The 19,204-nt window shown below is 68.4% G+C and carries 16 protein-coding genes; 10 read left to right on the top strand and 6 right to left on the bottom strand.

The annotated features are described in order from the left end of the window. Positions 1-41: 41 nt before the first annotated feature. From ACYVDK_RS00615 to ACYVDK_RS00600, 4 genes are all read left to right on the top strand, one after another. On the top strand, positions 42-770 hold the full coding sequence (locus ACYVDK_RS00615) for an ABC transporter ATP-binding protein (RefSeq protein WP_460516431.1): 729 nt from the start codon (positions 42-44) through the stop codon (positions 768-770). Between the two features lie 24 nt (positions 771-794). Next, entirely contained in the window at positions 795-995 is a 201-nt protein-coding gene (locus tag ACYVDK_RS00610; protein ID WP_460516489.1) for a hypothetical protein, read from the top strand. Positions 996-1,081: 86 nt separating this feature from the next. Further along, positions 1,082-1,339 (top strand): type II toxin-antitoxin system Phd/YefM family antitoxin, encoded by a 258-nt coding sequence (locus tag ACYVDK_RS00605; protein ID WP_460516428.1) that lies wholly within the window; start codon positions 1,082-1,084, stop codon positions 1,337-1,339. 1 nt (position 1,340) lies between these two features. Beyond that, a complete protein-coding gene (locus tag ACYVDK_RS00600; RefSeq protein ID WP_460516426.1) occupies positions 1,341-1,598 on the top strand; it encodes a type II toxin-antitoxin system YoeB family toxin in 258 nt (85 codons plus the stop codon). A gap of 418 nt (positions 1,599-2,016) precedes the next feature. On the opposite strand, the gene ACYVDK_RS00595 is transcribed toward ACYVDK_RS00600, so the two are convergent. After that, positions 2,017-2,928, bottom strand: coding sequence for an SDR family oxidoreductase (locus ACYVDK_RS00595; protein ID WP_460516423.1), 912 nt, complete (start codon positions 2,926-2,928; stop codon positions 2,017-2,019). Positions 2,929-3,093: 165 nt separating this feature from the next. On the opposite strand from ACYVDK_RS00595, the gene ACYVDK_RS00590 reads away from it, so the two are divergent. Next, positions 3,094-3,660, top strand: coding sequence for a TetR family transcriptional regulator (locus ACYVDK_RS00590; protein WP_460516420.1), 567 nt, complete (start codon positions 3,094-3,096; stop codon positions 3,658-3,660). Between the two features lie 163 nt (positions 3,661-3,823). Beyond that, positions 3,824-4,306, top strand: a complete 483-nt coding sequence (locus ACYVDK_RS00585; RefSeq protein WP_460516417.1) for a sugar O-acetyltransferase — start codon at positions 3,824-3,826, stop codon at positions 4,304-4,306. A gap of 96 nt (positions 4,307-4,402) precedes the next feature. Here ACYVDK_RS00585 and ACYVDK_RS00580 read toward each other — a convergent pair whose 3' ends face one another. Together ACYVDK_RS00580 and ACYVDK_RS00575 are read right to left on the bottom strand one after the other, a co-directional pair. Then, positions 4,403-5,086 (bottom strand): Fic family protein, encoded by a 684-nt coding sequence (locus tag ACYVDK_RS00580; protein WP_460516414.1) that lies wholly within the window; start codon positions 5,084-5,086, stop codon positions 4,403-4,405. After that, the gene (locus ACYVDK_RS00575; RefSeq protein WP_460516411.1) at positions 5,064-6,110 is read right to left on the bottom strand and encodes a helix-turn-helix domain-containing protein; all 1,047 of its coding nucleotides are present in this window, start codon (positions 6,108-6,110) and stop codon (positions 5,064-5,066) included. The genes ACYVDK_RS00580 and ACYVDK_RS00575 overlap by 23 nt, the downstream gene beginning before the upstream one ends. A 71-nt stretch (positions 6,111-6,181) precedes the next feature. Here ACYVDK_RS00575 and ACYVDK_RS00570 point away from each other — a divergent pair, with 71 nt between their 5' ends. The 4 genes from ACYVDK_RS00570 to ACYVDK_RS00555 all read left to right on the top strand — a co-directional run bounded on the left by ACYVDK_RS00570 (position 6,182) and on the right by ACYVDK_RS00555 (position 15,209). After that, positions 6,182-7,411, top strand: coding sequence for an MFS transporter (locus ACYVDK_RS00570; protein WP_460516408.1), 1,230 nt, complete (start codon positions 6,182-6,184; stop codon positions 7,409-7,411). Between the two features lie 267 nt (positions 7,412-7,678). Next, a complete protein-coding gene (locus ACYVDK_RS00565; RefSeq protein WP_460516486.1) occupies positions 7,679-11,635 on the top strand; it encodes a proline dehydrogenase family protein in 3,957 nt (1,318 codons plus the stop codon). 487 nt (positions 11,636-12,122) lie between these two features. Next, the gene (locus ACYVDK_RS00560) at positions 12,123-12,953 is read left to right on the top strand and encodes a C40 family peptidase (RefSeq protein ID WP_460516406.1); all 831 of its coding nucleotides are present in this window, start codon (positions 12,123-12,125) and stop codon (positions 12,951-12,953) included. 1,263 nt (positions 12,954-14,216) lie between these two features. Further along, positions 14,217-15,209 carry a C40 family peptidase gene (locus ACYVDK_RS00555; protein ID WP_460516403.1) on the top strand — a complete coding sequence of 331 codons (993 nt, stop codon included), beginning with the start codon at positions 14,217-14,219 and terminating at the stop codon, positions 15,207-15,209. Between the two features lie 434 nt (positions 15,210-15,643). On the opposite strand, the gene ACYVDK_RS00550 is transcribed toward ACYVDK_RS00555, so the two are convergent. From ACYVDK_RS00550 to ACYVDK_RS00540, 3 genes are all read right to left on the bottom strand, one after another. Then, the gene (locus ACYVDK_RS00550) at positions 15,644-17,233 is read right to left on the bottom strand and encodes a sensor histidine kinase (protein WP_460516401.1); all 1,590 of its coding nucleotides are present in this window, start codon (positions 17,231-17,233) and stop codon (positions 15,644-15,646) included. After that, complete coding sequence (locus ACYVDK_RS00545; RefSeq protein WP_460516398.1) at positions 17,230-18,060, bottom strand: response regulator transcription factor; 831 nt, start codon at positions 18,058-18,060, stop codon at positions 17,230-17,232. Before ACYVDK_RS00545 ends, ACYVDK_RS00550 begins: the two co-directional genes overlap by 4 nt. A gap of 493 nt (positions 18,061-18,553) precedes the next feature. Then, on the bottom strand, positions 18,554-18,991 hold the full coding sequence (locus tag ACYVDK_RS00540) for an Lrp/AsnC family transcriptional regulator (protein WP_460516395.1): 438 nt from the start codon (positions 18,989-18,991) through the stop codon (positions 18,554-18,556). Positions 18,992-19,204 lie beyond the last annotated feature (213 nt).

The following is a 19,204-nucleotide window of genomic DNA, read 5'->3' as shown; positions in this document are numbered from 1 at the left end:
GTCGAGACCGGGCCGACCCTGATCCCCGAGGAGGACCTCCGGTGACCGACCTGCTGACGGAGGTGCGAACATCCATCGACCCGATCCTTCGCGCTCATACGCTGACCAGGGTGTTCGGCGAGGGCCCCAACCGCGTTGAGGCGTGTGCCGGAGTGGATGTCGAGGTGCGGCCGGGCGAACTGCTCGTGATCAAGGGGCGGTCGGGTTCGGGCAAGACGACTTTGCTGAACATGCTCGCCGCCGTCGACCGGCCCACCAGCGGATCCGTGTGGCTCGGCGAGACGGAGTTGAGCGCAGCGAGCGAGGACGAGCTGGTGCGCATCCGGCGCGACCGGATCGGCTTCGTGTTCCAGGGCTTCGGGCTGATCCCGGTGCTCTCGGCCGCCGAGAACGTGGAGCTGCCGCTGCGCCTGCTGGGCGTCCCTGCGACGGAACGCGAGGAACGCGTGGCCCGCGCTCTGGAGGATGTCGACCTCACGCCGCACGCGGCGCAGCGGCCTCCCGAGATGTCCGGTGGACAGCAGCAGCGGGTGGGCATCGCCAGGGCGATCATCTCGGAGCCCGAGGTGCTGTTCGCCGACGAGCCCACCGGGCAGCTCGACAGCATCACGGCCGGCGCCATCATGGAGCTGCTCGTGACGCTGGTGCACGACCGGGGAACGGCCGCCGTCGTCACCACGCACGACCCGGTTCTGGTCTCGCGCGCCGACCGGGTGCTGGAGCTGCACGACGGTCACGTGGTGAGCGGGGTGCCGGCTCCCGCGGACTGACACTAGGCTGACGCCGTGAAGCGGATGTGGCCGCTGCTGGTTCTCGGAGTGATCCTGGGCGCCGTCGGATTGGTCTGGACCCTGCAAGGACTCAATGTGCTGCGCGGGTCCGTGATGAGCGGCTCCTCGCTGTGGGGCACCCTGGGCCCGATAATCCTTCTCGTCGGGCTGGTGCTCATCGTCATCGCCGTCATGATCTCCCGGCGGCGCCGCCGGACGCGCTGATCGATGAAGCTGCGTGCCTCCGTCGCATCCTGCGTCACGCGCGACCCAGCCAGTCGACGTACAATTTTCTGTACAGGAGGCAAGTCATGAAGACGATGAGTTACACCGAGTCGCGAGCGAACTACGCCGAGGTACTCGACTCGGTCACCGGCGACCGTGAAGAGGTCATCATCACCCGTGCCGGACACGAACCCGTCGTCATCGTTTCGCTGGATGACTACGAGTCGCTACGCGAGACTGCCTACCTGATGCGCTCACCCGCGAACGCACGACGGCTTCTCGACGCGATGGAGCGCTTGGAAGCGGGGCGTGGTGAGGCGCATGAACTGATCGAGACCGACTGACGTGAGACTCGTCTGGGACGAAAACGGCTGGGACGATTACCTCTGGTGGCAGGCGCAGGACCGGAAAGTGCTGAAACGGATCAACACCCTGCTCGCCGACATCCAACGGGGCGGGAACGAAGGGATCGGGAAGCCCGAGGCACTCAAGCACGACTTCGCCGGTTACTGGTCCAGGCGCATCACCGACGAGCATCGCCTCGTCTACAAAGTCATCGGTGACGAAGTGCGCATAGCGGCTTGCCGGTATCACTATGCATGACAGTCGCGAGGCCGAACCGCAACCGTTCACTACGACGAGCGACTTGAGTCATCGGGTCGGGATGGTGTCTCGGGCACGGGGTGCCGGCCACGCGTCGTCGACAGCCCGTAGTGCGCACCATGCTTTGTGGCGAGCTGCCGGGAGTTCACGATGACGCAGCAGTTCCCGGATTCCGTTCGCGATGGCATGCGACCGCTCCGCCTGCATGAGGTGCGCCGGATCCACGCTCTCGAACCGTCCGTCGGGCAGGCTCTCGGCGTCAGCGATGTGGTGCCGCCTCCTTGTCCCCGTCCGGTGCCGCGGCACCCGTGAGAACCGCAACACCTGGACGAACAGACTCCGGTTCGTCCAGGTGTCGGCGCCGCTGGAGACGGCGGTCGGTCCGGCAGGAAGCTGCCCGGTTCGGCCGGTGCGCTCGTCAGGCCGCGCCGGCGAGGGGAGCGCCTACGTAGTTCCGCGCTAGGTCGTCGAGCAGCCCGATCTCACGGGGCTGCCAGCCGAGCAGTTCGCGGGTGAGCTCGCTTGACGCGTTCGCGTTCACTCCGAAGAACATGCCGATCCAGCCGAAGTGCTCGGCGGCATCCTCCGGCGACACGGAGGCGACCGGGAGGTCGAGCGCATCGCCGATCGCCTGGGCGATCCGTCTCGTCGGGATCCCTTCCTCGGCGACCGCGTGCGTGATGGTGCCGCCAGGCGCCTTCTCCAGCGCGAGACTCACGAGGCGACCGGCATCGTCGCGATGCACCGCCGCCCAGCTGTTCTCACCGTCTCCGATGTACGCGGAGACGCCGCGCTCACGGGCGATGTGCACGAGCGTCGCCGAGAATCCGTGGTCGCCCGTGCCATGCACCGTCGGTGCGAAGCGCAGGCTCACCGGCGCGATCCCGCGTTCCGTGAAGCTCAGCGCGAGCCTCTCGCTGCCGCCGCGCGGCGAGTCGGCACCGGTGAACGGCGACTCATCGCGTTCGGTGGCCGGCCGGCCCGGCGCGAATCCGGCGAGTCCCGAGGCGAACAAGAACTTGCGTCCCGTTCCTTCGAGCACATCGGCGAACGTCTCGAGCGCCGCGCGCTCGGTGCGCCCCGACTCGTCGAAATGGTCGAAGTCGTGCTTGAACCCGAGGTGGATGACCGCGTCGGATGCCTGTGCCCCCGCCCGCAGAACGTCGAGGTCGTCGAGGCCACCACGCACAGGGGCGACGCCGGCGGACTCGAGGGCGGATGCCGAGGCATCCGATCGGGCCAGTCCGGTGACCTCGTGCCCTGCCGTCAGCAGGTGGGGTACGACGGCGGAGCCGATCCAGCCGGATGCTCCCGTCATGAAGATGCGCATGTGCACGTGTCTCCTTCTTGCTCCGGTGCGGGCACCGAAGCCTTCGTCCGGCTCTACCGGAGTCCTGATGATCAATCGACAACCGATGTCAGTTGCTGACATGAGTTACGATAGCACTGATGTCAGATGCTGTCATCAATGTGGATCGCGACTACAATCGACGGCATGGTGAGGTGGGAGCCGGATGCTCGCGGCAGGCTGCAGCGCGCCGCTCTCGACCTCTACGCGGAGCGCGGCTACGAGCCGACCACGGTGCAGGAGATCGCCGCACGGGCGGGGGTCACGGAGCGCACGTTCTTCCGGTACTTCGCAGACAAGCGAGAGGTGCTTTTCGACGGATCGGATCAGCTGGAGGCCGCGGTGGTCGACGCGGTGAAGGGGTCGCAGGCATCCGCTCCGCTGGCGATCGTCACCGAGGGTTTCTGCGCGTCTGGCGACTTCTTCGGAGACCGCAAAGAGTGGTCGTCGAAGCGGGCGAAGATCATCGATGCGAACCCGAGCCTGCAGGAGCGCGAACTGCTGAAGCTGGCGCGCCTGAACGTGGCGGTCCGCGAGGCGCTCGTCGAACGCGGCGTGGATGCCGCCGCAGCCGCTCTCGCCGCCGACCTCGGCATCGCGGTCTTCCATCGTGCGTTCCAGCGCTGGATCACCGGTGAGGCCGACGACTACGTCGCCGCGCTGCATTCGACCCTGGCGGACTACGCGGCCCTGACGCAGGCATCCGGCAGTTGACGGCCGTAGACCTCGCAGCGGCAGCCCGTCCGGTCAGCGGTCTCGTGCGGATGGCAGGCGTGCGAGGAGCGCGGTGTCATCATGAGAGACGATGCGAAATGAACGGCTGATCCCGAGGCGCACTCCCGAATCGAGAGCCATGATGGAGAGGATTCAGGTCGTCATGGACCTGACCTCGCGTCTGAACGTGTTGCGCCACATCGACGTCGACGGGCGCACGGCGCTTCTCAGCGAGATCCTCGGCCGGCCAGTACCCGAGACGCTCACCGTCTATCCGCCGTTCTTCTGCGACTACGGCCTGGGCCTCGAGTTCGGCGACCGAGTGTTCGTGAACCAGAACTGCGCGTTCTACGACCTCGGCGGAATCACCATCGGCGACCGCACCATGATCGGGCCAGGAGTCACCCTCAGCACGGCTGGGCACCCCGTCGAGCCCGCGGAGCGATTCGACGGGGTGACCGTGGCGCCCATCGTGATCGAATCCGACGTTTGGATCGGCGCGAACGCGACCGTGACGCCCGGAGTGCGCATCGGTACCGGCTCCGTCATCGCCGCAGGGGCCGTCATCGCGAAAGACGTCCCGGCCGACTGCGTCGTCAGCAGCAACGGATACATCAAGCGCCGAGACCTCACCCCCGGGCGGTAGCCCGACGCACACGCGCGGATGCGCTGACGGCAGCGTCGTCGCCGGCCACATCTGGAGGGGTGGGTTTCGTTTCCACTGCCGAAAGACGGTGGAGTGTCAGCGGCGTTCTGACTCTTCGCGTCCATCCTCGAGGGCGATGAAGCCTCGAGAACGCAGCAGTTCCTCCACTGCCTCATCCTCGTCATGGGTGTATGCCCTGGCGAGCAGGTCGTTGAACCTTTCGCCTACCGTCGGGTCGCTGTCGTCGACGGGGATGGTCAGCAACCTCCCGTTTCCGGAACCGAGGAGCAGCGCATTCGCGACGAACAACGCAGTGCGCTTGTTGCCGTCCTCGAACGGTTGCGCCTTCGCCAACTGCACGAAGACCTCCAACGCACGTTCGTCAGGGTCGGCATCGTGAGAGAAGGCCACATCGAGCAGGCGCTGGAGACCCTTGTCGGTCATGGCGTCGGGTTCGTGGCGGCCATAGCGGGTGCGCACGCCGATCAATTGTGCGTCGGTTCGAAGCTGACCTGGATGCAGCGCCGCGCTACGTGTGAGCTGCGCATTCACGTCTTTGACGAACGCGACATCGATCGGCCTGTCACTGTGGTCGATGATGAACTGCGCGACGTCCCGCAGATCTTTCAGGAGAGCAAGGTCTGAACGCGATGTAACGCCATCGAGGTTCCCTGAACGCAGGAAATTCTCGGTGTCGAGCCGGCCCGTCGAGAGCCCGTCGAACACCTTTCCCGAGGAGTAGACGACCTCAGCGAGATCACTGACCTCGATTGAGGACATGGTGCACTCCCTCCGCCCGCAAGCGTGCGGTCCGGGCTTCGATTATCCCGGAAGAAAACGTGCGGCGATAGTCGCTCGGACTCACGCCCGTGACGCGGCGGAAGTGCGTGCGGAAGTTCGCCGGCGAGCCGAGTCCGCAGAGTTCCGAGACGCGGTCGATGCCGAGTGCGGTGGTCTCCAGCAGTTCGCGTGCGCGGTCGACGCGGGCCGTGTTGAGCCATTTGAGCGGAGTCGTGCCCGTCTCGGCCGTGAACCGGCGTGCGAACGTGCGAGCGGATGCGTGTGCATGGGCGGCGAGACCGGTCACGGTCAGCGGGCGGTCCAGGTTCGCCAGCGCCCATTCCCGGGTGCCGGCGAGCCCGGATGCCGAACCTCCGGATCCGGTGAGCGGTTCGGGCAACGGTGGCCGGTCGATGAACTGCGCCTGACCGCCGTCTCGGTGCGGCGCCGCGACGATGTCGCGCGCGACGGCGTTCGCGACAGCAGCTCCGTGGTCCAGGCGCAGGATGTGCAGGCAGACATCGATGCCGCTCGCCACGCCGGCGGACGAGATCACGTCTCCCGTATCGACGTACAGCACGCCGGGGTCGACGGTGACGAGCGGATACCGCTCGGCGAGGGCATCCGTGTACCGCCAGTGGGTGGTGGCACGCCGTCCGTCGAACAGTCCGGCCGCTGCGAGGGCGAAGGCGCCGGTGCAGATGGAGACCATGCGCGCGCCTCGGCGATGCGCGGTGCGGAGGGCTTCGACAGCGTGCGCGGGCACCTCGTCGACAGCGTCGCGGAATGCCGGGACGATCACCGTGTCGGCGGCGGCCACCGCTTCGAGGCCGTGCGTGGCGTTCACCGTCCACCCGCCGGCCGTCTCGACCGGCCCGGGCTCGAGCCCGCAGAGCACGACGTCGTACGGCAGGTCGAGGTGGTCGAAGATCTGGAACGGCATCCCGATCTCCATCGGCAGCGCCCGGCCGAGAGCGAGCACCGCGACACGATGGCGGTGCGCACGGGCAGTTGAAACCGGCATGGCAAGAATCTATCGCAAATCGTCGTTCCTGCCACTCACGCTCGAACCTTCCCGCTGGGCACAGTGGCAGCATGACGACGACGATCACCGATACGGATGCCGCCCCCCACCTCCGCGTAGCCCGTCGGCTCGCCCCGGCTCAGGGGCTGTACGTGCTCGGCAGCTCGGTCGACCTCACGCTCACCGGCATCGTCGGGGCGCGCCTGGCTCCGTCGACAACGCTGGCGACGATCCCGTTCAGCCTCATCCCGGTCGCCGCCGTGGCATCCACGTTCCTGTTCTCCCGCCTGATCGGACGGTATGGATACCGCGCGGTCTTCACCGCTGCAGCGTGCGTCGCGATCGTGGCCGGGCTGGTCTCGGCGCTCGCCATCCAGCTCGATGCGTTCTGGCTCTTCTGCGTGGGCACCGGTCTGATCGGCGTCTACTCGGCCGGCGCGGGCTACTACCGGTACGCGGCCGCGGATGCCGCCGGCAGTCAGCGAGCGCGGGCGGTCACCACGGTGCTCGCGGGAGGTCTCGTCGCGGCGCTGCTCGGCCCGTTCCTCGCGACGTGGGTGGATGCCCTGCTGCCCGTCGTCTTCGTCGCCAGCTATCTCATGGTGGCGTTCTTCGGCGCACTCGCCGCGCTGTGGAACGCGTTCCTGCCACGCGAACTCGCGCTGCAGGGGCGGACCGGGCGCGAGGAAGAGGTGCGGGCATCCATGGGGCAGCCGGCCATCGAGCCGAGGTCGCGCCGCGTGCTGTGGCGGCAGCCGCTGCTCATCACCGGAGTCGGGGTGGCGTCGTTCGCCGCGATCGCGATGACGTCGATGATGACGGCGGGACCGATCGCGGGCATGGCCATGGGACACTCGCAGGCGGATGCCGCCTTCGCCGTGCAGCTGCACATGGTCGGCATGTTCGTGCCGGGATTCGTCATCGCCAAGGTGATCGGTCGCGTCGGCGAGCGCGCCATCGCGACGGCCGGAGCGGCGATCATCGTCGTCGCAGGCATCGCGGCCGCCGTCTCGACGGCCGAGTGGGCGTTCCTCACGGCCATGTTCACGGTCGGCGTCGGCTGGAATCTTGCATACAGCGGGGGAAGCGCGATGATCACCCGCACCTATCGGTCGTCGGAGCGGGGGCGGGTGCAGCCGGTCGCCGAGGTGATCACCAACGGTTTCCAGGTGGTCGGCTCGCTGAGCGCCGGTGTGCTCGCCACGGTTCCCGGATGGCGGATGCTCGGGCTCGCCCTGATCGTGCTCTCGGTCGTGGTGGGGGTGGGGATCGCATCGGTGCGGCGACTCGTGCGGTCGTGACGGGGACGGATTCCAGCAACGTTGCGCCGGCCGCGCCGCCCACGCAACGATCGTTGCGCCGCACGCCGCGCCACGCGGTGCCCTCGCAGGTTCCCCCGGCATAGTCTCGAGTTCATGGCGCAGGACGACGGCATCCGCACCCCCGGCGGAATCCCCCTCCCTTTCGACGGCTCGGGCTCTTTCGACGGCTCGGGCTCTTTCGACGGCTCGGGCCCTTTCGACGGCTCGGGCCCTTTCAACGGCTCAGGCATCCCCGACGGCGCCACCATGGGTGGCCCCGAGCACGACGGGGGAAGGGGGCCGACAACCGGAATCCCCGAAGACGATCTCGCCCAACGGGCGATCGAGCTGGTGCGCGCATGGCTGCAGGCATCCGAGGCGCGGGATGCCATTCCGGAGGCCTCCAAGCGCGACCCGGCAGCCGAGCGGTTGGCCGGTCTGCTGCAGGATCCGCGCGGGCTCGACTTCGCCGTCGGCTTCGTCGACGGCGTCGCCCGCCCTCAGGATGTCTACGTCGCCGCGAAGAGTCTGCATCAGCTCGGTCGCGCGGTTCCGCGGTTCCTGCCCTGGTACCAGCGCTGGGCGATAGCGGTGGGCGGGGCGGTCGCGCCGGCCATCCCGTGGATCGTCATCCCGATCGCACGTCGAGTGCTGCGCTCGATGGTGGGGCACCTGATCGTCGATGCGACGCCGGCCAAGCTGGGCAAGGCGATCGCCCGGCTGCGCCAGGACGGCGCTCCGGCGGGCGCATCCGATCACATCCGCCTCAATCTGAACCTGCTCGGCGAGGCGGTGCTCGGCGAGAACGAGGCGGATGCGCGTCTCGAGGGCACCCGCGAGCTGCTGGAGCGCGACGACGTCGACTATGTGTCGATCAAGGTCTCGAGCGTGGCCAGCCAGCTGTCGATGTGGGCCTTCGACGAGTCGGTCACCCGAGTGGTGCAGCGACTTGCGCCGCTCTATCTGTATGCGGCCGCATCCCCTCGACGCAAGTTCATCAACCTCGATATGGAGGAGTATCACGACCTCGACCTGACCATCGCGGTCTTCAAACGACTGCTCGCCGACCAGCGGCTGCTGGGGCTCGAGGCCGGCATCGTGCTGCAGGCGTATCTGCCCGACGCCCTGGATGCCCTGCAAGACCTCACCGAGTGGGCCCAGAATCGCAGGGCCGCAGGCGGGGCTCCGATCAAGGTGCGCATCGTGAAGGGCGCCAACCTGCCGATGGAGCGAGTGGATGCCGCGCTGCACGACTGGCGGCTGGCGACGTACGACGGCAAGGTGCACACCGACGCGAACTACAAGCGGGTGCTCGACTGGGCGCTCACGCCGGAGCACACGCACGCCGTGAAGATCGGAGTCGCGGGGCACAACCTGTTCGACGTCGCGCACGCCTGGGTGCTCGCACGCAGCCGTGGCGTAGACGACCGCGTCGACTTCGAGATGCTGCTCGGCATGGCCGCCCAACAGGCGGATGCCGTTGCGCACACGGTCGGCGGCCTGCTGCTGTACGCGCCCGTGGTGCATCCGCGGCACTTCGACGTCGCCATCTCCTATCTCATGCGCCGGCTCCAGGAGAACGCCGCAGACGAGGACTTCCTCTCCGCCGCGTTCGAGCTCACGGACAAGCCCGACCTTTTCGAGCGCGAGAAGGCACGGTTCCTGGCCGCCGTCGCCGAGTACGAGGCGGATGACGGCCCTCGCGGACTCGCACCCCTCCCGAACCGCAGGCAGGATCGCGCCCGTGAATGGGTGGAGACCGACCCGACGACGTTGTTCCACCCGCGACCCGCACCCGTGGACCCCGCCGCCGAAGCGGCCGAGGAGGGTCTCACCGCCGCGGTGCTGGGCCTGGAGCGTGGATCGCGCGGGAACGGCCTGTTCCCGACGACCGGCATCGTCTTTGAGCCCGGCGAGGCGAGTGGGGCCACGCTCGACGGCCCTGCCGGTTTGCCCGACGGCCCTGCCGGTTTGCCCGACGGCCCTGCCGGTTTGCCCGACGGCCCCGCCGGTTCGTCCCACGGCCCCACCGGTTTGCGCAGACATGCCAGGCCCGAGCGTGGCATGTCTGCTCAAACCACCGCGGATGGTGCGGGTGGTGCGGATGCCGGCGCAGCAACCGCCGCGGATGCCGCGAGTCCGGCGCAGACCGCTGCAGACGTCGCACGAGGAGCATTCCGCAACGAGTCCGACACCGACCCGGCGCTCCCGGCGAACCGGGCGTGGGGGCGACGCATACTGGCATCCGTTCCCTCGTCCGAGCTCGGCCAGGAGACGCTGGCGGCATCCCGCGTGACCGACGAGCGGATGCTCGACACCCTTCTGTCCACCGTGCAGCAGACCGGAGCGCAGTGGGGCTCCATTCCCGGAAGCGCCCGTGCCGCGGCTCTCGACCGGGTCGGCCTGGCACTCTCGGCCAATCGTGACCGGCTGATCGAGGTGATGGCCTCCGAGACGGGAAAGACGATCGCGGAGGCTGACCCCGAAGTCAGCGAGGCGGTCGACTTCGCGCACTACTACGCGGCGCTCGCCCGTGAGCTCGACACCGTGCAGGGCGCGACGTTCGTGCCCTCGCGGCTCACCGTCGCGACGCCGCCGTGGAACTTTCCCGTGTCCATCCCGGCCGGCAGTGTATTGGGGCCGCTCGCCGCCGGAAGCGGCGTCGTGTTCAAGCCAGCGCCGCAGGCGGGGCGCTGCGCTGCCGTGCTGGCGGAATGCATCTGGGAGGCGGGCATCCCGCGTGAGCTGATGGCGCTCGCCGACGTCGACGAGGGTGAGCTCGGACAGGCGCTCATCTCGGACCCGAGAGTGGATCGCGTCATCCTCACGGGTTCCTACGAGACGGCGAAGCTGTTCAAGAGCTGGCGGCCCGATCTTCCGTTGCTGGCCGAGACGAGCGGCAAGAACGCGATCGTCGTGACTCCGAGCGCCGACGTCGACCTCGCCGTCGCCGACGTGGTGAAGAGCGCGTTCGGCAACGCGGGGCAGAAGTGCTCGGCCGCGAGCCTGGTCATCCTCGTCGGATCCATGGGCACCTCGCAGCGCTTCCTCGACCAGCTGGCCGACGCCGCGGAGAGCGTCTACGTCGGATGGCCGGAGCAGCCGGTGACGTGGATGGGACCGCTGATCGAACCGGCGACGGGCAAGCTCGAGTACGCGCTGACGCAGCTGGAGCCGGGCGAGGAGTGGCTCGTTCAGCCGCGCAGGCTGGATGACTCGGGGCGGCTCTGGTCGCCGGGCATCCGCTCAGGGGTGCAGCCCGGCTCGCGATTCCACCAGACCGAGTTCTTCGGCCCGGTGCTCGGCATCATGCACGCGCGCACGCTCGAGCAGGCGCTCGAGTGGCAGAACACGGTGGACTACGGGCTCACCGCCGGCCTGCACTCGCTGGATCCGGACGAGATCGAGTACTGGCTCTCCGTCGTCGAGGCGGGCAACCTCTATGTGAATCGCGGAATCACGGGCGCGATCGTGCAGCGGCAGCCGTTCGGCGGCTGGAAGCGGTCGTCCGTGGGCGCCGGGCACAAGGCCGGTGGCCCGAACTACCTGTTCGGGCTGGGCTCGTGGACCGGGGCATCCGGATCCTCCAGCGCCAGCCTGCACCTGCGCGGACTCGATTCGCGGGTCTCGCGCGTGATCGAATCCGCGCAGCCGGCGATGAGCTACGAGGAGTTCGACCTGGTGCGCAGGTCGGCGTTGAGCGACGCCATCGCGTGGGCGAACGAGTTCGGCGTCGTACGTGACGCGGCGAACCTCGGCGTGGAGCGCAACCTGTTCCGGTACCGGCCGGCGCGGGTGAGCATCCGGCTCAGCGAGGGCGTCGGCATCGCCGCGCTGCTGCGGGTGCTCGCCGCGGCGACCCTGATTCGCGGGCGGTTCGACGTGAGCAGTCCGATGCAACTCCCACGGCCGCTGCGCGAGGCGTTGCGTGAGCTCGGCGTCGGCGACGCGGTCGAGACGGATGCCGCCTGGTCGACACGCATTGCGGCATCCGGTGCCGCGCTCGACCCTGACGGCCCGCCGGCCGAACGCGTCCGGCTGATCGGCGGAGACGCCGCGGCGCTGGCCCGCGCGCTCGGGGACCGCATCGACGTCGCAGTGTTTTCCGGGCCGGTGACCGCCTCCGGTCGGGTCGAGCTGCTGCCGTTCCTGAAGGAGCAGGCCATCTCGGTCACGAACCATCGCTTCGGCAGCCCGACCCAGCTGACCGACGACGTGATCTGAGCGGAATTGTGGACGCCTCATGCCGTCCACAGCGTCGGACACGGCATGAGGCATCCGCCACTTCGTCGTGTCGTGAGCGCGCGCGAAGCTGGCACGAGCCGCAAGGCGGCCTGACGATTCCCTGACAGTGGCTCACTTCCTGAGTGCCGCCGCAGAACCGCGTGCGGTAACCGCATTCCTGGTCAAGTGACCAGAACGGCAATGTCGAGAGTCGGATGCCCGTGCCCGCGCGATCCGCACCAGCACGCGGATCCCGGGCGGTTGCGCCCGCCGAGCCGCGGCGGCTTCCTCGGGCACAGGCATCCGGTCTCCGCACGGAAATGACCCCTGATCGGCCCTTGAGAACCTGAACGAGCCCTGGCAGGCATCACCCACCGCTGACCTACGTTGGACGACGCCGGTGAAGACCGGCATTTTCTTTGTTCCCGAACGATTCGTGGTGGCCGTACGTACGTGCGGGCCGCCCGCCTGGTCTCCACTTATGCGCTTGCTCTCTTCGACGTACGACAACTTCACCAACGCCCTCGCCGGCACCCGAACGGCACTGGGCCTCCGCCGTCATCGCGGAGCCCACGCAGGGGCCGCAGCTCCGCGCCGCGCGGCCCGACGGCACCACATCACGCTCGCCGTCGCCGGCGTCTCATTCGGACTCATCGCGAGCCTCACCACCGCGCTGCCCGGCTATGCGGCGCACGCCGAGAACGTGCACGGTGCGACTACCGCTGCCGCCGTGGTGCACACGGATGCGCACCCCAGCAGGGCGCAGGCACAACGGGCCGCGCTGCACACGGCCATCCTCGATGCTGCGTCGCGCGGAGACGTGCAACACCTGGCCGTCTCGGCGGATGTGGCGCAGCCGACGGTCGCGCACGACTCGTTCGCGACCGTCGACGTCGCAGGCAACCTCGAGAAGTCGTACGGCATCGATCAGGGCATGGCCCTGCAGCTCATCGGCACAGGCAATCCGAGCGCCCGCGCCGCGATCGTCTCGACCGCCATGACCTATCTCGGCACGCCGTACGTGCTCGGCGGTGCATCGCACAGCGGCATCGACTGTTCGGGCCTCACGATGGTCGCCTATGCGGCAGCGGGCATCAGCCTGGCGCACTACGTGCCGACGCAGGATGCCGCGGGCACCCAGATCTCCGCCGCCGACGCACGACCGGGCGACCTGGTCGTGTTCGACAGCGATGACCATGTCGGCCTGTACATGGGTAACGGCATGGTGCTGCACGCACCGACCGAGGGGCGCGACGTCGAGCTCGATCCACTGTCGCAGTGGGCGAGCATCCCATACCACTTCACCCGCCTGGTTTGAACCGGTCGGGCCTCGCCCGTCGAGTCTCGCGGCCCCAGTCCGGCCGGTTCAGCCTTTACGGTTGAGTCCTGCCGGTCGAATTCTCCCCAGCCGGTCGAGTCGAGTCGGTCTAGCCCAGTCCGGGCGGTCGTCGAGTCGAGTCGGTTGAGCCCTGCCGGTCGAGCCCAGCCTGTTCAGGCTCACCCGTCGGACCTTTCCCGCGCAACCCCGCCCAGGCGCCGACCTGGGCCGCCTTTCGCGAGCAGGGTGTGCGCTCCTGCAGAGATTCGATCCGACGCGCCGTGAAAACAGACGTGTTTCGGGTCAGGCGTCGGCGTGTCTCCGCAGTCCCGACGCCGTCCGCGGTCCCGACGTCGCTGCGGGATAACCGACGAACCTCCGAGTCTTCTCAGTGGTGCTCGTTTATCGATCCGTTATGGTGGAACGCGTGGCCGGCCCGCCGGTCCGCATTTTGGGGGACAAGGTTGTCGAGACCTCCGTACCCCGCGTGCGGAAACGGGAGCAGGCTGGGAGCGAATGGGTCGGAGAGCAGCGGCGGTCGATCACGGCCGTTCGTCGGCAGACGACGCGTCATCGAGCGACTCGACCGGCGACCCCGAAGATCTCTCCGCGTTCGTCGCTGCGCTGGTATCCGATGATCCGATTCCGGATGCCCGCTCTCCGCTGACAGCACCGTCACCGGTGGAGCGCGTTTCACACGCGCCGGCGGAGTCCGATGTCGTCGTGCCGCCCGTCTCGTTCGAGTTCGCTGGTCCAGTCGTGCCGACGGAGTCTGGCCTCGCTGTCTCGGTCGCTCGGACGAGGCCTGAGGTGGCTGTCCCAATGTCACCGACGGAATCTCAGTTCGCTGTCCCAATGTCACCGACGGAATCTCAGCTTGTCGTTCCGGTGATCTCGACGGCTCCTGGGCCTGTAGCGGCGACAGCGCCTGAGCCTGTCGTCCCGCTGAACTTGACAGAGCATCGACCCGCTGTTCCAGTGGCACCGTCGCAGCCCGAAACCGCGGCCCCGGCGCTTGCCGATCCCCCGCGCTCTCGCCGGGAAGCCCGCGAGCGACTGCGCGCGGCACAGGATGCATCTCCGGCGTCGCTGCCGACATCCGCTGTGTCGGAGCTGTTCGGTGCGGACGAAGGAACAGTGGCGCCTGCGTACCCCTCGCGCCGCGCGCTGCGCGAGGCACGTGCCGCGAATCCAACCGTCGAGGCACCAGCCAACCCAGGCCCGTCACCGACCGCGGGCCTCTCGTCGACCGCAGGCCTGTCATTGGCCGCAGAGCTGTCATCGGCCGCAGGCCCGTCATCGACCGCAGGGCCGCCGCTGACACCAGAGGCATCGCAGACCGCGGGCCCGTCGTCGACGCCCGCGGCGTCGAAAGCGGCAGCGCCGTCGTCGACCGCGACGCCCTCACAGACCGCGGGTGCGTCGCCGACGGCGGAAACGCCTGCGACGACTGAACCTCCGCGCGCCCGCGCGACGTTCGTCCCGGCCACGCCGCGGGAGGCATCCGCTGCGCAGGGGGGTGCTTTCGGTGGGGGAGGCTTTCGCGCCCACCACAAGTCGGGCACCCACGAGCCGGGCGGGCATGCGCATCGCAGGTTGCAGGCATCCCGTCTTTCAGGGCTTGTCGCCGGCGGCGCCGTGCTCGCACTCATCCCGGGGCTCATGATCGCGGCACCGGCGAACGCGGCCGAGACGATCAGTCCGCAGCAACTGCAGGCGACGATCGCCAGCAACTCGAAGCTGATCGCACAGAAGCTGCAGGTGTCGTCGGCAGTCTCGGACGGATCCGTGCAGAGAGAGAACTACGTCGCCGGCGCGATCGCCGGGATCGTCGCGGCCGAGTCTGGCCCGAACGGTCCCGAGGTCGCGGTAGCGCTGGCGCAGGCGCTCCAGTTCGGCGGCGAGCGGGAGAAGATCGTCGAGTCGGCGCTCACCTACCTCGGCGATCCGTACGTGCTCGGCGGAGCATCCCACGACGGCATCGACTGCTCGGGACTCACCATGGTGGCGTACGCGACGGTCGGCGTCTCGCTGGTGCACTACGTGCCGTCGCAGGATGCCGTCGCCACCACGATCTCGGAGGCGACGGCTCAGTCGGGCGACCTCGTCTTCTTCAACGACGATGAGCACGTCGCCCTCTATCTCGGCGGCGGCATGATCATCGAGGCTCCGGACTACGGCATTCCGGTGCGCATCGTGTCGCTCTCCACCTGGAGCGGCATCGGGTACCACTTCGGGCGCATCCTCAATTCCTGACGAGTCACCGGCGCTTGTCCCAGGCGTTCATGTGATGCGTCCATGGCAGGCGCCCATCCCAGGTGCGTCTGCCAGGCGTCCATGCCAGGTGCGTCGACCGAGCACGGTGTTGATGAACCACCACGCAATGGGCGTCCATTCCGTGGTGGTTCATCTGTCCCGTGGTGGTTCGTCTGTCCCGTGCTGGTTCGTCTGCTCCGTGCTGGTTTGTCTGCTCCGTGCTGGTTCGTGCGCACGGGGGTTGTTCGTGCGCCGTCGCGATATACGCACCGGGGTGGTTCACGTGCCGTAGTTCATGCTCCGGGGTGGTTCACGCGCCGCGGTGGTTCGTCCGCACCGTTCTGAATGGTGCACCGTGCTGATTCGTGCGCACCGTGGTTGTTCGCCTGGCGCGTCATGCGTCGACGGCCGCCCGGCCCTCGACCGTGCACTCGTCACCCGTGAGCGAGCGGCAGCACGATGTCGACCGTCAGCCCTTCGCCGGGCTGTGACGAAAGCCGGATGCCGCCGCGCGCCGCATCAACGAGTCCGGCCACGATCGCGAGGCCCAGTCCGCTGCCGGTGGTGGTGTTGCGCGCCGCGTCGACGCGGGTGAACCGGTCGAGCGCGATCGGCACGAAGTCCGACGGCATGCCCGGCCCGTCGTCGATGATCGACAGGCAGACGGATGCCCCGTCATGCGTGAGTCGAGCCGTCACCGTGCCGGCGTATTCAGCCCCGGCAACCTCGGCCCCGGCAACGCCAGCCCCAGCAAGCTCAGCCTCAGCCTCAGCCTCAGCCTCGGCAACGCCCGTGCCGGTGCCCGTCGCACCGGCATCCACCCCAGAAACTCCCGTGCCCACATCTTCACGAGGGGTGTCGTCCACAGTGGCACCCTCGGGGGCGAGCGCCTTGATCGAGTTGCCGATGAGGTTGTCGACGATGCGGCCGAACTCCTGGCTCGAGAGAGCCACCGTGCCAGCGGCCGGCGCCTCCGCAACGACCTCGAAGTCGATCACGCAGTCGACACCCTGCATGGCGGCCGTCTGGCGGCTGCGATCGATGGCGGCCGCCAACTCGTCTTCCAGGTCGAACCAGTTGCTCGCGCCGCGCTGACCGTGCGCGTCGATGCGAGAGAGCTCGAGCAGGTTCGTGGCGAGGTTCGAGAGTCGCAGCACGGTCTGGTGGGACTGGCGGATGTCTGCAAGCAGGGCATCCGCGTCGCCCGCGTCGAGCTCCGCGAGCTCGAGCTCCCCGCGCAGCACGGCCAGCGGTGTGCGGAGCTCGTGGCTGGCATCCGACACCAGCTGCTTCTCGCGGTCGGCGGACGCCCTCAACCCCTCGATGAGCCCGTTGAGCGTGACGGCGAGTGCGGCCAGCTCGTCCCGCACCGGCGGCACCTCCAGCAGTTCGCGGGAGCCGGCGTCGCGGTCCTCGGCTCCGCCGGCCGACTGCCGTCGGGCGAGCTCGTCCGCCTGACGACGCATGTCGTTCACGGGACGCAACGCGGTGCGCGCCAGGATGAACGACGCGACGGTGAAGCACGCGACCAGCGCGGCGGCGCCCACGATGAGCGCGGCGCTCAGTCTGCCCAGCACGAGCTCGTTCGCGTCTTCGCTGCGAGCCGTGACGATGTGCCACACGCCGTCGGCCCGTACGACGGGCGCCGTGCGCACGATGTAGTCGCGCGCCGACGTGCTCACACGGGAGATCGTCTCTTCACCGGTCAGGGGAGCGTGGCCGAAGGGTCGCAGCGACTTGGGAAGGCTCGACATCTTCACCTGGCCCGACGGCGAGACGATGGCCACGTACTGTCCCTCACCGGGGATGGTCTCGATGTCGCGCGGATTTCTCGCCACCTGCTGCGCGAACGGCTCAGCGTCGTGTTGCAGCAGCGTGACCGTGGCGTTGTCGAGGATCACGCTCACGCCCGCCCTGATGCCGATCACCGCGACCACTCCGATCAGCACCGCGACCACGAAGCTGCCCACCGCGATGCGGGCCGTGATCGAGAGGCGACCGGCGAAGTCGCGGATCCAGCTCACCGCTTCGGCTCGGCCGGCTCACCATGCTCTGGTGCATCCTGTCGGCCGGGCGCACCCTGGCCGGCCGCACCGCCGTGCTCCGAGTGGTTCGCGGGCGCCTGGCTTCCTGTGGTCTGGTTCACGGCTGTCTGGCCCGCGGGTGCCTCGACCGCCTCCAGCCGGTAGCCCAGTCCGCGGACCGTGGCGATCCGGATGCCCGTGTCCGCGGCATCCAGCTTGCGGCGCACGTACGACACGTACTGGTCGAGCACGTTCTGGTCGATGTGCTCGTGACCGCCCCAGATGTCGTCGAGGATGTCGCCCCGCGTCACCATCTCGCCGGCATGCATCGCCAGCAGCCGCACGAGCGAGAACTCGCGCGGGCTGAACGCGACCTGCTTTCCGGCGACGGATGCCTTGTGTTCGAGCGAGTCGATGGTGAGGTTGCCCACGCGCAGGGTCGGCTTGGTCGAGGCATCCCGTCGCAGCAGCGCACGCAGCCGGGCTGCCAGCTCGGCGAACGCGAACGGCTTGGTGAGGTAGTCGTCTGCGCCGGAGTCGAGGCCGAACACCCGGTCCTCGACGGCATCCCGAGCGGTGAGCAGCAGGATGGGCATGGTGCGGCCGGATTCCCGCACCCGGCGACACAGCTCGAAGCCGCTCATGCCGGGCAGCATGACGTCGACCGCGAGCGCGTCGACGGTGTTGTCGCGAAGGGTGATGAGGGCATCCACGCCGTTGTCGACGGAGAGCACCTCGTAGCCCTCCGCGATCAGGCCGCGTCGCAGCAGTCTGGCCATATCGGGGTCGTCTTCCACGACAAGGAGGCGCGCAATCGATTCGTCCACCCGATCATGTTCACAGAATCCGCTGTGTGCGTCGAGAGTGAATGCTATGTCTGCGCTCAGACGCTCTCACCGCGGGTTGAGCCCCTCCCGCGGGTTGAGCCTGTCGAAACCTCCCCGCCGGTTGAGCCTGTCGAAACCTCCCGTGGGTTGAGCGTGTCGAGACGTCCCGTGGGTTGAGCGTGTCGAGACGTCCCGTGGGTTGAGCGTGTCGAGACGTCCCGCGGGTTGAGCTTGTCGAAACCTCCCGTGGGTTGAGCTGGGGCCCCGGCAGGCGGTTCCGGCGCGTCGCAATGCGACGTGACGGCCGCGCCGCCAGAGAGCGAAACCCGGGACCGGTCGGACCGGTCTCGACAAGCTCAACCAACGGAGTGGTGGGCGGGTCAGTGAACCAACGGGGTAGTGGGCCGTTCGCTCAACCAACGGAGTGATGGGTGCGCCAATCGACCAACGGAGTGATGCGCCAATCGACCAACGGGTGATGGTGATGGGCGCGTCACTCGATCTCGCGGTGCACCAGGCGGGAGAGCACGATGGCGCTGCGCGTGTGATCGACGCTGGGCGCGACGCGCACCCGCTCGAGCGCGGCTTCGAGGCTCGGGATGTCGCGGGAGCGGATGCGCAGAATCGCGTCAGCGCTGCCCGATACCGTGCACGCCTCAGCGACCTCGGGAACGGCCGAGAGGATGCGCTGCAGCTCGCTCGGTGACACCGTCCCGCGGCAGAACAGTTCGACGTAGGCCTCTGTGCTCATGCCGTCGATGGTGGGATCCACGTTGATCGTGAACCCGCGGATGACCCCGTCGACGACCAGCCGATCGATGCGGCGCTTGACCGCCGATGCGGACAGCCCGACACGCGAGCCGATGTCGCCGTACGACGAGCGCGAGTTCTCGCGCAGCAGGTCGATGATGTTCCGATCGAGGTTGTCCACGCTGCAATTCTAAGAGGATGCGTTGCGTCTTCACCGGCAACTGCGCACGGATCATGCGGTCAATGCGACACACCACGCAATAACCCGGTGCGAGACTGGAAAGCATGACGGCCATCGACTCCACCGACGCACGCCTTCGAAGCGGATCGCACGAACGGGCATCCGCAACCGCGACGCGGTCGGAGGCGCCGACGCACCTGGTGCCGTCCCGTC

It is taken from the genome of Humibacter antri, from assembly GCF_054777235.1.
This window is presented reverse-complemented; position numbering and strand designations above follow the sequence as displayed.

Excerpts from the sequence above, each read along its gene's own strand:
- ACYVDK_RS00610 (WP_460516489.1), top strand. The coding sequence starts at position 795 with ATGTGGCCGCTGCTGGTTCTCGGAGTGATCCTGGGCGCCGTCGGATTG.
- ACYVDK_RS00605 (WP_460516428.1), top strand. The coding sequence starts at position 1,082 with ATGAAGACGATGAGTTACACCGAGTCGCGAGCGAACTACGCCGAGGTA.
- ACYVDK_RS00595 (WP_460516423.1), bottom strand. The coding sequence starts at position 2,928 with ATGCGCATCTTCATGACGGGAGCATCCGGCTGGATCGGCTCCGCCGTC.
- ACYVDK_RS00590 (WP_460516420.1), top strand. The coding sequence starts at position 3,094 with ATGGTGAGGTGGGAGCCGGATGCTCGCGGCAGGCTGCAGCGCGCCGCT.
- ACYVDK_RS00585 (WP_460516417.1), top strand. The coding sequence starts at position 3,824 with ATGGACCTGACCTCGCGTCTGAACGTGTTGCGCCACATCGACGTCGAC.
- ACYVDK_RS00580 (WP_460516414.1), bottom strand. The coding sequence starts at position 5,086 with ATGTCCTCAATCGAGGTCAGTGATCTCGCTGAGGTCGTCTACTCCTCG.
- ACYVDK_RS00575 (WP_460516411.1), bottom strand. The coding sequence starts at position 6,110 with ATGCCGGTTTCAACTGCCCGTGCGCACCGCCATCGTGTCGCGGTGCTC.
- ACYVDK_RS00570 (WP_460516408.1), top strand. The coding sequence starts at position 6,182 with ATGACGACGACGATCACCGATACGGATGCCGCCCCCCACCTCCGCGTA.
- ACYVDK_RS00565 (WP_460516486.1), top strand. The coding sequence starts at position 7,679 with ATGGGTGGCCCCGAGCACGACGGGGGAAGGGGGCCGACAACCGGAATC.